This is a genomic window from Streptomyces cyaneochromogenes, assembly GCF_003963535.1.
GTDB classification, from domain to species: domain Bacteria; phylum Actinomycetota; class Actinomycetes; order Streptomycetales; family Streptomycetaceae; genus Streptomyces; species Streptomyces shaanxiensis.
Window position 1 is genome coordinate 10,637,742 of sequence record NZ_CP034539.1, and the last position, 14,232, is coordinate 10,651,973.

Genomic DNA, 14,232 nt, shown 5'->3' on the forward strand with positions numbered 1-14,232 from the left:
GGTGGACGTACCGGCCCTGCAAGCCCTGTCCCACAACCGGCGAGCGGACGTCCGAGCGGCGGTCTGCGCCGTGGAGACCGCCATGCTCCCTGTCCGGCCGACCCACTACCGCGCCCTCGCGGAGACCCCGCTGCGGGTCGTGGTGGAACAGGTCCTGGCCGCATCCGGACGCGCTCTGCTCGCGGTCGGCGGCGGCTACCTCACCGGCTACACCGACGAGATCAGACAACGTCTGGCGCACGAAGGGATCGGGATTCTGCCGCGTGACGACCGCGCCGTCCTCACTCTGATCCTGCTGTTCAGCGTAGCCATTCCACGAGCGTCCGGCATCACCCTGCCCGAGCAGCTGTGGACCCAGGGCACCCCCGTGCCCAGGGATCAGCTCAAGGACTGCCAGGTGTCCGACGTGGCCCTCACCGGCGCGTTGCAGCGCCTGACCGACGCCGATCTGGTCCGCCGGACCAAACCCGGCTACGTCCTGGGCAACCAGTTCCTGCGCCTGACGCCGGCCGTGGGCGCCGAGCTGTTCGAACGGCTGATCCTGCTCGCCGACCCCGACGGTCCCCTCGCCGAATCGATCCGTCGCCGCCGCGCCCTCCGCGCCGTGCCTCCGGCTGCCGCTCCCGACCACGAGGTGCCCGACACACCATGACCACTCCGCCCGCGTCCGATCCGTCCCGGGGCATTGTCGGCGACCGCCAACTCGTCGGTGTCCAGACCTTCGACATCGCCCGCCTTACGGCACACGCCGTTCCGATTCTCCCGGAGACCTTCATCGCCGTCTCCGGCCTCGGTCCCAAGGACGACTCGAACGGCTCCGGCAAGACCAGCTTCCTCATCGCCGTCTCCCTGCTGCTGGCCGACCCGCAGTGGCGCCTGGAGGCCAACGGGGGCCGGCACGCCAGCGGCATCCTGTTCCGTCCCGACGCAGCCGGCGTCGACCAAGCTCACCATGCCTCGCCGGTCACCCACGGCTACATCGTCGGCGTCTTCGCCGACCCTACCGACCCCGCCACAAGCTCGTTGACCGTGTGGGTCCGCATCGCCACCACCGCCCCCTACCTGCAGGCCAATTGGACCGAAGGCCTGCACCTCGCCGACGCCCCCACCGATCACGAGCGCAGCATCCAGGCCGACGCCCTGTGGCGCGAGCTGGGCACACGCCAGATCCTTTCGGCCCGGGCCATGGCCGAGAAGCTCTACGGCACCGCCCCGCGCTGCCTCACCTACCTCGACACCGCCCTGCGCCCACCCGTTCCCTCGCTGCTCAGCCAGCAGCTGACCGAGATGGAGCCCCACGACATCGGCCGGTCCCTGATCGCCCTGTCGGGCATGACACACCTGCTGGAGGAGGAAGAGGACCTGCGCGGCCAGGCCCTGGAACACCAGATCAACCTCGACAAGGCCCAGACGGAGCACGCCCAGGCGCTGCTCGCAGAAGACGACGTGATGAGCGGCGTGCACGCCCGCGAGGCCGCCCGCCTCGCCCTCCAGCTCGGTCACGAGGCATGGCGCCGCTACCTTGCCGCCTCCTTCCGTGACGCCCACGACAGCGACCAGCGCATCGCCGCGGCCATGGAGGAGGAGAGGCAAGCGGCCGCGACAGTCGCAGACTTGGTGCAGGACGCCGAGGACCATGTGACCTCGTTCGGTTCCGCCGCGGACCTCGCCACCCAGGAGAGCGAAGCCCGCCAGACGTGGTCCGACGCCCAAGAACATGCACGCGAACTGTCCAGCAAGATGACGGAGTTGACCACCCAGCAGGCGCTGCTGCACAGTCAGCGGACCACGCTCCTGCCCCAGGCACAAGGCTGGGACGGCAGCGACTGTGCCACCGCGGCCGCCCGCCTGGAACGACGCCAACGCGATCACGCCAAGGCTGAGCTGCAACGCCTGGATGCCGAAGACATCGCCACCCGAGCCCGCACCCACCTGCACAACGTCGAACGGGGCCGCAGCGGGAAGGCCGGCCACGCCATCGATCTGCTGAGCGAACACCGCATCCCCGCGCACGGCCTGCTCGACCAGCTCAACGTGGACGAGGCCGCCCGCCCCGCGTGGGAACCGCGTCTGGCGCCCTGGCAGGACGCGATCGTCGTCGAACCCGAGCATGAAGAAAAGGCCCGCCGCCTTCTGCATGCCGATCTGCCCGGCGCGCAGATCATCTCGTCCGACGAAGGGCAAGAACGCCTGCCCGAGGGCATGCACAGCACCCTGAACGTGGCACGCTTCCTCGGCACCCTTCAAGAACGTCTGATCCCCTCGGCCGACGGCGCTGCCGTCCATGACCAGGCGCTGGCGCTGACCGTGACGGGTGGCTTCACGACCCCGCTGGCCGGGCGCGAAGCCCGGCTTCGACAAGCCCGCGACGATCTCATAGCCGCCGAGCAGGGCATCGCTGAGGCCGCCGAGGCCGTGACCGTTGCTGCCGCTGCCCTCACCCTGGCCACGACCCAGCACGTGGCCGCCGAGGCCGCTGAAGAACTCGCACGCCTCCGCACCCGAGAGAACGACCTTCAGACACAGATCGACGAACTGACCGGCCGCGTCAACAAGGCCGCGCACGACGAACAGAAGCTCCAGCAGACCTGGAAGGAAGCCGTGGCCCGGCACGCCTCCCACGAGCAGCTCCTCGCCAATGCAAAGCTCAAACTGGAAGCGGTCAGCAAGGCGCTCAAGGAACGGCACCGCACCCTGGCGGCTCTTGAACGCCAGCGCAGCCAAGTCGCAGCAGCCCAGTGGCAGCTGCAGTGGGACGGCACTCTCGAAGACGCCGTCCGCCTCTTGGACTCGGCATCGGACCAGGCTCGTTCACCCCGGCCGGCGACCCTGCACCGACAGGCGCAGGACGAACTACGCAAGGCCTACGAGTACTACGGGCTGGACGGCACCCCAGGCGCAGACGTCGGCGAAGACCTCCGCGCCGGAGAGGAGACGATGCGGGCCTTCTCCGACACCGACCCTACGGTCCTGCCCACCCTCACCTTCATCGACGTGGCAGCACCGCTGGACAACCGCCTCGCCGGCCACCGCGACCAGGACGAGGTGGCCGCAACGCGCATTACCCGCGACCAGCACGCCCGGGAGCAGGCGATCGCAGAACTCACCACCGGGGTCGCCACCTGCGTCCGCAACCTGGAAACCCTCCAGGACATGATCGAAAAGCACCTTGACGGCCTCTTCGCCCAGATCAGTGCCGCCTTCAACGACCTTGACCTGCGTGGCGACGGCCACGGAGCCAAGCTCGAGCACATCAGCGTCCGCCCCCAGGGCGCCGGTGACTGGCAGTGGCAAGTCATCCCGCGGTGGAAACGCTCCCGCAGCGGCGGATATGTCTCCTACCGAGAAAACGCCAACAGCGCCCAGGTCAAGGTGCATGCCATCCTGCTGGTCCTCGCGGCACTCCTGGCCGACTCCCAGACCCAGGGCAGAGTCCTGATCCTGGACGAACTCGGCAACAGCCTCGGGGAGGTCAACCGCAAGGACATGCTCGCCGCCCTGCGTGACGTCGCCCGTGACCAACACCTGACCATCCTCGGCACCTGCCAGGACAGCGTCCTCGCCGACGCCGCCGATGTCTGCGGGGAACTGCTGTGGTTCGTCCACGCATCAGCGGCCGACATCATCAACCAGCCCACCAACATCTGGGCCTTCGACAGCAACGGTGACCGTACCCAACTCACCGAAGACTGGATCACCGCAGGACGCGCCCATGTCTGATCCCACCCCCAGGCCTCCACTCCTCATCGGCGAGGCACACGGCCGCGAGACCGTCCCCTTGCGTAATCTGCCGCCGGGCATAACCGCCGTCACCCTGCCGCGCATCACCAAGGACGCGGACGACACCATCCACGTGCGCGTCCCCAGGGACCAGCGACGGCGGGTCAGTCCCCGGCAGGTCGACCTCGTCGCCGACCACCCCGTCAGCCCCTATGAGCCGCCGCCCGCCCTGACCACCCGACAACTGATGAAGGTCCTGCGGACCAAGACCACCAAGCGCTGGCCCACCATCCAAGCCGACCTCGGCGACAACGCCTGGCAGACCGTGGTCGACCTCATCCGCTGCGGCGCTGTCATCCTGCGCTGCGACGTCGTCAACGGCACCGCCTACAGCCCGCGGTCATGGACCCTGACCCAGTCGTGGGCCGAACTCGCCGAGGACAAACTCGCCGAACTCCAAGGCCGCCAGCACCCCGAAGACCTGCACCGCGAGCTCCTCGACGTCATGGCCGACGTCCCTCAACTCGCCCATGAACACGCGCTGCTGGCCAAGACACCACCCGGGCGCGTCCTGAAGATCCCCGAAGGCACCGCCACACGAGCCGAGGACTGGCGCGTGTACGAGGTCGCCATCCGGGCCGCTGGCATCTGGTGGCCCGCCCAGGACACCCCCCGCAAGATCACCGCCAAGGAACTCGCCGGACGCAGCCTGCGCAACACCAAGAGCGCCTGGACCCCAGCCAGGCAGCAGGCCTTCTCCAACCTGATCGGCATCCCCTTCGACCAGGCCGTCGACAAGGCCGACACCGAACTACGCATCCGTGGCCCTCTGCAGTGGCGCGTCGGAACCGTCATCGCCGATGCGGCAGCCTGCAACCCCTGGCTCGCCCTTCCCGCCCGCGGTGTCCGCGCCCTCGGCATGATCTCCTGCGACGCCCAGGGCATCTTCCTGATCGAGAACGAGGACACCTTCGAACAGGTCTGCAAGATCCGGGAGATCGCCGACACCTGGCTGTGCATCTGGGGCAAGGGTTACGCAACCGACGGGCTGGCCGAGTTCCTCCGCGGCCTCGACGGCCTGCCCGTTGCGGCATGGGGCGACCTCGACGCCCACGGCATCCGCATCATCGGGAACCTCGCCGACCGCATCGGGCGGCCCGTCACCCCCGTCGCCATGACCGTCGACCTCTACCGTGCCGGCACCAAATACCACCAGGAGCCCTCGAAACTGGAGGAGAACCGCAAGCTCGCCGCCCGGCTCGCGTACCAGGGCATCGAGGCCCTGCGCGATCTGGCCGACGAGATCGCCCGAACCGGCGGGCACGGCTGCGAGCAGGAGACCCTCTACGACGAAGTCCTGCCCACGCTCCCAGGCCTGCTGAAAGCCGTGCACCTGCCCGGCAGTTGCTGACTTCGCGCCAGGCGGACAGGGCGGGGCGGCAGGGCTGTCTTCCACTACCCCTGGTCCTCCCGCCATGGGCGGCGGTGCCTGCCGCGAATGGAGACTCTCGGCTGTGCCGTGTCTGTAGCGCGCAGTGCGGGCGGTCGGCACACACAGCTCATGGGACGAGGGTGCCAGCGGGCAGGGACAGGTCGAGCCGGGGCAGGCGTCCGGCGTGTGCGCGCAGATGGCGTGCTTCGGCGACCATGGCGGGGGCGAACATGCCGTCCCCGGGCGGGTGGGGTGTCAGGCGGTGGTGGGCGCGGGCGCCGGCCAGCAGCGGGCGTGCCCAGGCAGGCACAGCGTGCAAAGGGCAGTCCCGGTGGACGACCCCGTGGAGCTTGATGGCGGTGACGTCGCCGGTGATGTCGAGGTCGCCGGTGAAGCGCAGGTTGCTGAGGCCGGCCCGGGTGAAGGCCAGCACGCTCAGTGCTCCTGCGATGAGCGGGTGTGCGAGAGCGGCCAGCGCGGCGGCCTCCTCGGACGCGATCTCGAGGGCAGGGGCGGCCTGGACCAGCTGCGCTGTTGCCATCGCGCCGGTGCAGGGGTGAGCTGGCCGCCCGGGCCTCAGCGACGCCGCCCGAGCCTCCCGCGGCCGGGGGGCGGGGGACTGCCCCGCAGCCACCACGGCCGGTCCCGCCATCGGTGGAGCAGGAGGGAAGGAGGGGCGCGCGGGTATCGGTCCCGGCTCGGCGAGGAGCGCCTCGAACTGGCCCCGGCCGCTGATACGGCGCTCCACGCGGGCCAGCGCCGGCGGCAGTCCGCGCGGGGCCTTCTGCCACAGCAGTGTCAGTTGAGCTCCCGTCGACTCGCGCCAGGCGAGCAGTTGGTCGATGCGCCGGATGGTCAGCAGGTGGGCCCGGGGGACCACCACGTGCCGCACCCCGGTCGCGACACCCCAGGCAGCCGCGGCGAGCCAGGCCGCGTTCACCGAGTCCAGCCACACATCGGGGGAGTTGGGCCCGGGGGCCAGCCGCTTGCCCAGCGCATACAGCATGTCGTGCGCCAGCGCGGCCGGGCTGCCGCTGGCCGGCGTCGGCTGCACGGTGATGCGGCCTTCCCCGGGCCGGTGGGCCTGCAGCGCCGCCCGGGTGTAGAACAGGTCGTCCTGCTCGTCCACCACGATCGTCACGTCGTCGTAGACCACGGCCACCGCCTCCCTTCCGGCCGTGCACCGCACAGACTGGGCCCTGCATGTGGAAGACGCCAGGGCCGGTCCGTGCGGAGTCCGAGGTCGATGGCGGCGGCCCGGGCTCGACGGGCCGCCGCGCATGTGCGGCCGTTGCTACATGCCGCCCAGCTTGCTGTACACCCAGTTGACGAGGTCCTGCTTGACCTCGGTCAGGCCCTTCTTCTTCATGCCGTTGAGCATGTGCTTGGTGATGGTGGCCCAGTTGCGAAAGTTGCCGTGTGCCGCGGCCCGGTCGATGTTGCGGATCATCTGCGGGTCCACCCCGGCCCACAGCGAGTGGAACGCCGGCAGCGTGCCGACGACCTCGGCCTCGGGCATGCGCGTGAACTTCTGCCAGATAAAAATCCGCGACGCCAGCATCGGTTCACGCTTGAGGACCTTGTAGCAGCCATCGCCGCCGGCGAAGATCACCGCGATGTCGGTCTTGCGGTCGTCCCACAGGTGGCGCCAGTACTCAAACGAACTGCGGCCCATCCACTGGGCCTCGTCGCACACCAGCACCCGGAACGTCTGCGACAGCGTCTCCTTCAGGAGCGTGTCGAATTCGATCGGCCGGGTCGGCGGTTCCCCGGGCAGCCCCAGGGCATGAAACAGCCCGTGGCGGATGTCGCGGGGTGTCGGCCCCGAGCGCAGCTCCAAGCGGTAGGTGTTGTCGGGGGCGATCTTCCGCAGCGCCGAATTCACCGACATCGTCTTGCCGTATCCGGCCGCTCCATAGGCGACCATCATGCCCTTGGCGTCGATCGTCGCCTGGACGTCGTCCAGGGTCGTCATGAGCGCGTCGGTGGCCACCAGACGCGCATCGAGGCGATGAAAGTGGTCCTCGTCCTCGGCAGGCAGCCTGCCGTAGTCCATGTCACCGCTCACGCGTTCTCCCCAGGGGTGTCGTTTCCCGGCTCGTCCGCGGCTGGGGGGATCGGGCGAGCCCAGCCATCCGGGACGGGCTGGTGCGGGATGTAGCCGGGATCGGCCCGCCGCAGGTCCGTGGCGGCCGAGTCGGCAAGCTCTGCCTCGGCCTCCGCCTCGGTCAGCGCACCCAGACGCTCGGGCGGGGCGGCTGTGGTGACGGCCTCGAAGCGCTCGCGGCGCAGCCGTTCCGCAGCCTTCATATCCGCGCGAAGCCGCCGCGCCTTCGCAGTGCGGGCGTTGCGGACCTTACGGACCTGCTCCTCGCTGGCCGCCTCGGCCAGAACGGCGCTGCCCAGGTGTACGCCGTCAAGGCCGAAGACCTCGATGGTCATGTCGTGGTGAGGCAGGTGACGCACCGCGACACGGACGCCGGCCTGGCCGACCATCCAGGGGGCGATGTAGTGGCGGTTACGCCACTGCACTCCCCGGGTGGTGATGACGCGGGTGCGGCCATCGTCCTCAAGCCCGAAATGGGCCAGCTGTTCGGCGGGGACTTCACGCAGGGGAGTCGGGTCGGACCGCCATGCCTCCATCGGGGTGAGGCCGTCCAGAGACTTGGGCCGGTGCTCGGTGTTCCACCAGTGCACCCACTCCAGCAGCAGTTCCACGAACGCCTCGAAGGGGAGCGCGGGCTCGTCCGGATCCGCAGTGTGGCCGCCGGTGAGTTTTTGCCGGTGGACGTAGCGCGGCATGGAGACGAACAGCATGTCCTCAACCGCCCCGTTGAGCGCCTCGATGGTGCCCTTCAGATGCGGGGTGTAGGCCGGAAGGTCGACGACGGGCACGGCGAGGGCACCCAGCGCCGAGGCAACGGTCTTGCACAGGAACTCTTTGCCGCGGTCCACGCGGATCAGGCCGGGCAGCCCGCCGGCTGGGCCGAACGGCTCGGAGCGGTCCAACGCCATCCGCAAGGCCGCCAGCACTGCGTCTCGGCTGGGTGCGTGGGGCGTCACAGCCAGGCCCATGATGACTTTGCGGGCGCAGTCGATGAACCACGTCAGCCAGGGCTGCACGAGCTCGCCCTCGACCCATACCCGAACGGGCACACACTTGTGGTCCCCTTCCCAGGCGGCGTTGCGGTGGGTGGCCGGGCGTTGCCCGAATACATCGAAGGCACGCCGGGCGGCCTCTCCCTTGGCGAGCCCGGCCCGCTCCCCAGGCGTCAGATCCCGTCGCAGCGCCCGGTGGATCGTCGACAGCGACGGAGCGGCAGGCAGCAGGGGATCGGCCAGGGCCCGTTGCTGCAACTCGCGGTGTACGGCGGAGGCGTTGCCTCCCCAGAGCACCAGCAGACGGCGGATCTCCGGTGTGATGGTGAAGCGTGTCCGGTACGCCGCATCGAGGCGGCCGGTGGCGCGCGCCTTGGTGACCCATCGCCACACCGTCCGCTCCGACCGTCCCACAGCCGTGGCGACCAGCTGTACGTGCGCGCTGGTCAGTTCGCCGTGCTGGTCCAGCGCCATCAAGCGCGGCACCGCGGCCAGCCGCCCGGAACGGGCAGTGAACAACGGTTTGTCGGCGCCGGGCGCGCCGACAGAGGAATCGCTCATCCAGTCTTCTCCTTACCTTTTCGAACGAATGGGTGCTGGAAGTGGCAGAAACGCGTTGTGCCGCACTGGTACTGGCGGACGCGGGAGGCCCCGGCCGGCACGGGGCATCCGGGGAGGCGTCACGCAAAAAAAAAGGGGGGTTGCCCGGCGGGGTTTGTAGGGGCCGCGCTTCAGGCGTTCAGGCATTGTGTGGCGGTCTGCCCCGCTCCGCGTACGAGGGCCTTCCCGGATAGGGGGACAACTGCGGGAGGCGCGGTTGCGCGGCGCCCTCTGGCATGGGGGAGAGGGGCTCGCGGGCCTGCCATCGGAGTATGCAGGCCCGTTGCAAGGGCGCTGCGGTTGGTGCTGCGCAGGGGTGATGCGCCGCTACCGGCCGCAGGTGTCCCCGGGCCGCCTCAGGCGGTGGAAACAAGTACCGGGCTCGGTGTGTCTGTGTAGGGGCCGCCGGGGCCGTAGACGGGGTGCCTGAAGCCCCCGGAATGCGGGTTTCCCGGCGGCGCTGTTGGCCGGCCCGGTGCTGCTCAGGTGTGTTCCAGCATGCGCCGGATCCCGTCGTTGATGAGGGAGGTGCGCGTTTCCGGCGTGAGCCAGGTGGCCGTTGAACCCTGAGGGGTTTTGTCGACGAACAGGACGTCGTCGACGGCATCGGCCACCGGGAACAGGTGGCTGATGACCGTGACTGTCTTGTCTCGGGTCATGCTCCTGAGGACGTTGAGGGTGTCTTCCAGACGGTTGTTGTCCAGCGAGGCGAAGCCTTCGTCCAGGAAGAGACTCTCCACCTTGGTATGGCTGCGATTGTGGCGTTCGACGAGGGCCAGTGCCAGCGCTAGGGAGGCCTGGAAGGTCTCGCCGGCGGAGAGTGTCTCCGGGTGCCGCATGTGATTGGTGGCGAGGTCAACGATCCGGAAGTTCTTGCCGAATACGTAGTCGCCCCCGGAGATCTGCTGGAAGGTTCTGCTGCCGTCCTTGATGAGTGAATCGGTGCGCTGATCGGTGAGATGCTTGAGGAAGTTGCCGTCGGTGAGGTGTTCACTCACGCTCTGCCATTGCGCGGCCTGTCGGTGGGCGGCTTTGAGGGCGGTGTCCAGCGCTTCGGCGTAGGGGATCTGGGACTGTGCGAGGCGCAGGTCGGTCTTGGCCTTGGCATGCGCGTCTTCTGCTTGGAGTGTCTTGCGGCTGAGCGGGTCGAGAACGGCGCGGGCGAGCAGGTCGCTCTTCGCAGGCACCGGGAACCCGGGTTCTGGGTCCCTCTCGTCGGCGGTAGCCTCGGCTTGGCGGGTGAGCTCCTTCTGGAATGCGTGGACCTCGTCGGAGGCGTGCTGGGCGGCCTGTCCGAGTGCGCCGGTCAGACGCTGGTGCAGGGAGGCGAGGGCCATGCAGTAGGCGTCGACGATGGCCAGGTCACTGCCGTCCGGGACGGGAGGCAACTCGTGGGATACCGCGTCCCCGAGAAGGGCTGCCGCGTCGGTGGCCGCGTCCGCCCAGCGTTCCACTTGCTTGATGAGATTGCGTGTAGGGGTCTCGACTGAGCGCCGACGACGCGCGTCCAGGACCTGCAGACTTTCGCTGTGCAGTGTCAGGGCCTGCCGGACTTCCTCACGCTCCTGTTCTGTGTGTTCGAGCTGTGCGAGACGTTCTCCGGCCGCCTTCTGAGCGGAAGCGATGTCTGGCAGGGAGGGCAGTTCTGCCGGTGCGGACTGGGTGGGACGAATTGAGGCAGGGAGCTCTGCGACCTCTGTCAGCAGATTCCCCAGCTCGCTCTCGTGCTGCAGCCGAGTCTTGTCCAGCCGTTTGCGGTCACGCTGCAGCCGACCACGCTGGCGTTTGATCTCGGCCCGGGCTGCTTCATTCTCAGCCTGAGCCGCCCCCAGCTCCGTCTGGGCTCTGGAGTGGGCCGCGAGGGTTTCGCCTTCTGCGTCGCGCACCGGCTGGACAAGCGCTTTGACCGCACGGGTGATCTGAGCCCGGTTCACTGGTTCGCCCTCGGCCAAAACGTGCGCCTGAGCTGCCGTCTGCCGACGCAGCGTGGCCAGGGCGATGGCTGTGGCAGGAAGACCGTCCGGGTGTAAAGCGTCTACCAGTTCCTGCACCTGGAGCAGAGCCGCGTCCATACGCTCGCGGGCAGCCAGCTGCCCACGGCGGTGCTTTTCGACCGCCCGCTCAGCCCCCTTCAACTGGGCGGCTGCCTCCGCTTTCGCCTCCACCGCCGGGTTGACGGCCTTCATGTGAGTGCGGACCTTGCTTTTGGCCCGACCAAGCGCCTTGCTGTCCAGCAGCGGCGGAGGAGTGAAGTCACCAGGGACGGGCTGGGCGCACACCGTGCAGGCGTCCCCGGGCACCAGACCGGAACCTGCCGCATGCGCCGCCTCCCCGCGCTGCAGCGCGGCGAGGGCTTCCTGGGCGGCTTCCAGCGCGCCGCGGCGCTCCTCCAGCCTGTTCGCCAGGTCCGCGAGGTGGCTGCGCTGTTCCTCCACAGTCTCGAGCGCTGTGTGCTCGGACTGCCGATGACCGGCCGCGGCATTTGCCTCCTGCAGCGCCGTCCGGACGGCCTCCTGCACCTGGTCCGTGCGCGCACGTGCCTCGCTCACCATGCGCTCGGCCCGGCCGGCGGCCTCGACGAGGGCCGCCTTGTGCTGCTCGTGCTCCTCCAGTTCCTGCCGTGCCTGCGTATGTTCCTGCTCGTGCTCCTCGTGCTGAAGCTGCTCCTGCTTCAACCGTTGTTCGACGGTGTCCAGGCTGGCCGCACGCTCCGGCAGGCGGGACAGGACTGCGAACGCGCTGGAGAGGGACCGAACCGTGTCGCCAGCCTGTGCGGCCGTCTCCAAAGCGGCCTGGGCCGTCTCCAGTTTCGCGTTCAGGCCGTGCCCGGTTGCCTCCTGTTCTGCTGCCTCGGCATCGAGTTCCTTCTTCTTCCGTGCCAGCGCCGCCATCGTGATGCTCGCATCCGCAACAGCACGCTCACGCAGCAGCTGTGCCGCTTTGTCCAGGCCGCTCTTGCGGTGCCTGTGTTCGATGGCCTGGCTCTGTGCTGAGCGCAGTACATCCAGTTGCTCGCGCCGACGGGCGGCGATGGCCCGGGTGCGGTCCAAGTCCAGTATCGCCTGGGCCGCAGAAGCAGGGGGGTCCGGCAGGAGGTCGTGGCGGATCCGGGTCGCCTCGTTGATCTGCGCATTCAGACGCTCGAGCCGTGCACCGGCCAGCTTGCGTACGCGTGCCAGTTCAGTGATGCCGAAGATGTGCCGCAGGAGGTCGGCACGGACGGCGTCGGAAGCCTTGAGGAGGAGGTCGAACTTTCCCTGGCGGAGCAGGATCGTGCTGACAAAGCCGTCACAGTCCAGCCCGATGACTCGGGTGACCGCATCGGTGACCGCAGCCTTGCCGTCGATCCGGGCGTCGCTGGCCCCTTCAGTGAGGGGCTCCAGCACGGCCTGCGGCCTCTTCTTGCGGTCCGCATGCAGAGTGCGGTGCACACGCCATTCGCGGCCGTTCGCCGAGAACTCGAACAACACGTCCATGTTGGGGCATCCCGTGCTGATCAGCTCATAGACGTCTGCAGCGCTCTTCGACCACGAGCACACGCCGTACAGGGCGAAGATGATCGATTCGAGGATGGTGGTTTTGCCCACGCCGGTATGGCCCAGAATGGCGAACGAGCGCTTGTCGCTGAAGTCGATGGTGCACGTACCGGCGTAGCTGCGCACTCCCGTGAAGGTGAGCCGTAGGGGCTTCACGGTGCCTCCGTCGTGGTGTCTTCCAGCGCGATGCGCGACGGTTCCTCGGCGTCCTCGGGCCACGAAGGCGTCCGGTACAGCGCAAAGAGGATCGCCTCAAGGATGGTGGACTTGCCCGAGCGCGTGTCGCCAGGCGGATGCCCGTCGGTGACATCGATGGTGCTGGCGCCGGCGTAGTTGCGCACTTCCGTGAGGGTGAGCTGCAGGGGTTTCACGATGCCTCCTTCCAGGTGTCCTGCAGCGCGGCGCGCAGCAGTTCCTCGGCTGGGGACGGGGTCTGTGTCTCGTCGTCGAGTTCGCTGAGCAGGTGAAGGAACGCCGTGACCGTGGACTCCGCGGCCTCCCCGCTCAGCCCCTCACTCGCCAGGTAGGCCCGGAACGCGTCGGGGAGTTCCGGCTCGTCTCCGGGATCGCGGTCAAGCACGGCGCCGTCGGCTGCCTCACGTGCAGGGGCCGGGTTGATGAGCACCGCGTGGGGAACGATCTCAGCGATCTTTTGGCTGAGCGGCCCGTCGGGGTCTTCGCCAGTGATCGTCGGTTTGAGGAAGGTCTCGTCGTACTGGTCGGCTGCGGCCTTCAGCTCATCAAGGGTCCCGGTGAACTGGGCCAGCCGTCGGCCGCTGGAGAGCCGCCGGGGCAGTGCCCTCACCGGGCGTCCGGGATCAGCGTCGACGATCACTACGCTCTTGGATTCGTTGGCTTCACCGAAGTCCATGGGCAACGGACTGCCCGCGTAGCGGGCGGTGAACTTGAGACCTTCGATGACCTGTGGGCGGTGAATGTGGCCGAGGGCGGCGTATGACACCACCGGAAGATCCGCGGGAGGGGTCTCGAAGTCATCGCCGACGGCTCGTTCGCTCGGGGAGGTCGTGGCACCGGCGACAAACACATGGGCCGTGAACACGAGGATGTCCCGGTCGGCGTCATACCCCTCATGCAAGGCATCCAGCAGCTCACTCTGCAGCCCGCGCATCGCTTCGGCATAGTCGGCGTACGACGTGCCCGTGGTGGAAGAGTGTTGCCAGAACCGGTTCGGGTGCACGAATGGCAGAACACCCAGCCGGATTCGCTGCTCACCACCGCAGGCGTCGAACGTGAGGACACCGCCGTCGCGTGCTGGGCGGCGCTGGCCGATGAAGAACAGGCCCCGGCCGCAGGACGGGCCGGTCATGTAGTCGAAGAAGTCGAAGTGCGCTGCGGAGTCGTGGTTGCCGGCGACGACCACGGTGGGGGCGATGCCGGCGAGTTGGCGCAGGGTGCGCATGGCGCGGAACTGGTCGTGGATGGCGGGACGGGACAAGTGGAACAGGTCGCCGCTGTGGATGATCAGGTCCGGCCGGCTCTCTTGGGCGATGGCCACGATCTCGGCCAAGACCGCGTCGAAGTCCTCTTCGCGTGAATGCCCGTACAAGGTGTGGCCTAAATGCCAGTCGGAAGTGTGGAGCAGTCTGCTCATGCCTTCATGCGCCCTTCTGGAAGCGAGGCGTAGGAGGGCACCAGTGGTGCCCTACGAGCCCGGGACTGTACACCAAAATCACTGGGCAAATCATGGGAGTCCCGAGCACCTGCTAGCGTGCGGGCATGGACGAGCATTTGGTCGCTCTCGAGAAGCGCATGCAGCAGCTGCAGGAGGCGATCCGGCAGGCGCTCACGCGACACAACAGAGCCCAAGTAAGTTTCTTAGGTGCA

General features: G+C 68.5%; 9 protein-coding genes. 3 read left to right on the forward strand and 6 right to left on the reverse strand.

The genetic code is table 11. The annotated features are described in order from the left end of the window. Position 1 precedes the first annotated feature (1 nt). The 3 genes from EJ357_RS47805 to EJ357_RS47815 are packed head-to-tail and all read left to right on the forward strand — an operon-like array spanning position 2 to position 5,131. The gene (locus tag EJ357_RS47805; protein ID WP_228472878.1) at positions 2-652 is read left to right on the forward strand and encodes a hypothetical protein; all 651 of its coding nucleotides are present in this window, start codon (positions 2-4) and stop codon (positions 650-652) included. Further along, positions 649-3,720 (forward strand): coiled-coil domain-containing protein, encoded by a 3,072-nt coding sequence (locus EJ357_RS47810; RefSeq protein ID WP_126387436.1) that lies wholly within the window; start codon positions 649-651, stop codon positions 3,718-3,720. The genes EJ357_RS47805 and EJ357_RS47810 overlap by 4 nt, the downstream gene beginning before the upstream one ends. After that, positions 3,713-5,131, forward strand: a complete 1,419-nt coding sequence (locus EJ357_RS47815; protein WP_126387434.1) for a Wadjet anti-phage system protein JetD domain-containing protein — start codon at positions 3,713-3,715, stop codon at positions 5,129-5,131. Before EJ357_RS47810 ends, EJ357_RS47815 begins: the two co-directional genes overlap by 8 nt. 148 nt (positions 5,132-5,279) lie before the next feature. On the opposite strand, the gene EJ357_RS47820 is transcribed toward EJ357_RS47815, so the two are convergent. The 6 genes from EJ357_RS47820 to EJ357_RS47845 all read right to left on the reverse strand — a co-directional run bounded on the left by EJ357_RS47820 (position 5,280) and on the right by EJ357_RS47845 (position 13,999). Beyond that, entirely contained in the window at positions 5,280-6,308 is a 1,029-nt protein-coding gene (locus tag EJ357_RS47820) for a hypothetical protein (protein WP_126387432.1), read from the reverse strand. 138 nt (positions 6,309-6,446) lie between these two features. Continuing rightward, the gene (locus tag EJ357_RS47825) at positions 6,447-7,220 is read right to left on the reverse strand and encodes an ATP-binding protein (RefSeq protein ID WP_126387430.1); all 774 of its coding nucleotides are present in this window, start codon (positions 7,218-7,220) and stop codon (positions 6,447-6,449) included. Then, on the reverse strand, positions 7,217-8,725 hold the full coding sequence (locus EJ357_RS47830) for a Mu transposase C-terminal domain-containing protein (RefSeq protein ID WP_407698544.1): 1,509 nt from the start codon (positions 8,723-8,725) through the stop codon (positions 7,217-7,219). The genes EJ357_RS47825 and EJ357_RS47830 overlap by 4 nt, the downstream gene beginning before the upstream one ends. A gap of 608 nt (positions 8,726-9,333) precedes the next feature. Continuing rightward, on the reverse strand, positions 9,334-12,606 hold the full coding sequence (locus EJ357_RS47835; RefSeq protein ID WP_126387428.1) for an AAA family ATPase: 3,273 nt from the start codon (positions 12,604-12,606) through the stop codon (positions 9,334-9,336). Then, positions 12,540-12,758: a P-loop NTPase family protein gene (locus EJ357_RS47840; protein ID WP_126387426.1), complete on the reverse strand. Its 219-nt coding sequence runs from the start codon at positions 12,756-12,758 to the stop codon at positions 12,540-12,542. Before EJ357_RS47840 ends, EJ357_RS47835 begins: the two co-directional genes overlap by 67 nt. Further along, positions 12,755-13,999, reverse strand: coding sequence for a metallophosphoesterase family protein (locus tag EJ357_RS47845; RefSeq protein ID WP_126387424.1), 1,245 nt, complete (start codon positions 13,997-13,999; stop codon positions 12,755-12,757). Before EJ357_RS47845 ends, EJ357_RS47840 begins: the two co-directional genes overlap by 4 nt. Positions 14,000-14,232 lie beyond the last annotated feature (233 nt).

What these genes read in the sequence shown, in the direction of transcription:
- EJ357_RS47815 (WP_126387434.1), top strand. Translation starts at nt 3,713, where the DNA reads ATGTCTGATCCCACCCCCAGGCCTCCACTCCTCATCGGCGAGGCACAC.
- EJ357_RS47830 (WP_407698544.1), bottom strand. Translation starts at nt 8,725, where the DNA reads ATGGCGCTGGACCAGCACGGCGAACTGACCAGCGCGCACGTACAGCTG.
- EJ357_RS47845 (WP_126387424.1), bottom strand. Translation starts at nt 13,999, where the DNA reads ATGAGCAGACTGCTCCACACTTCCGACTGGCATTTAGGCCACACCTTG.
- EJ357_RS47810 (WP_126387436.1), top strand. Translation starts at nt 649, where the DNA reads ATGACCACTCCGCCCGCGTCCGATCCGTCCCGGGGCATTGTCGGCGAC.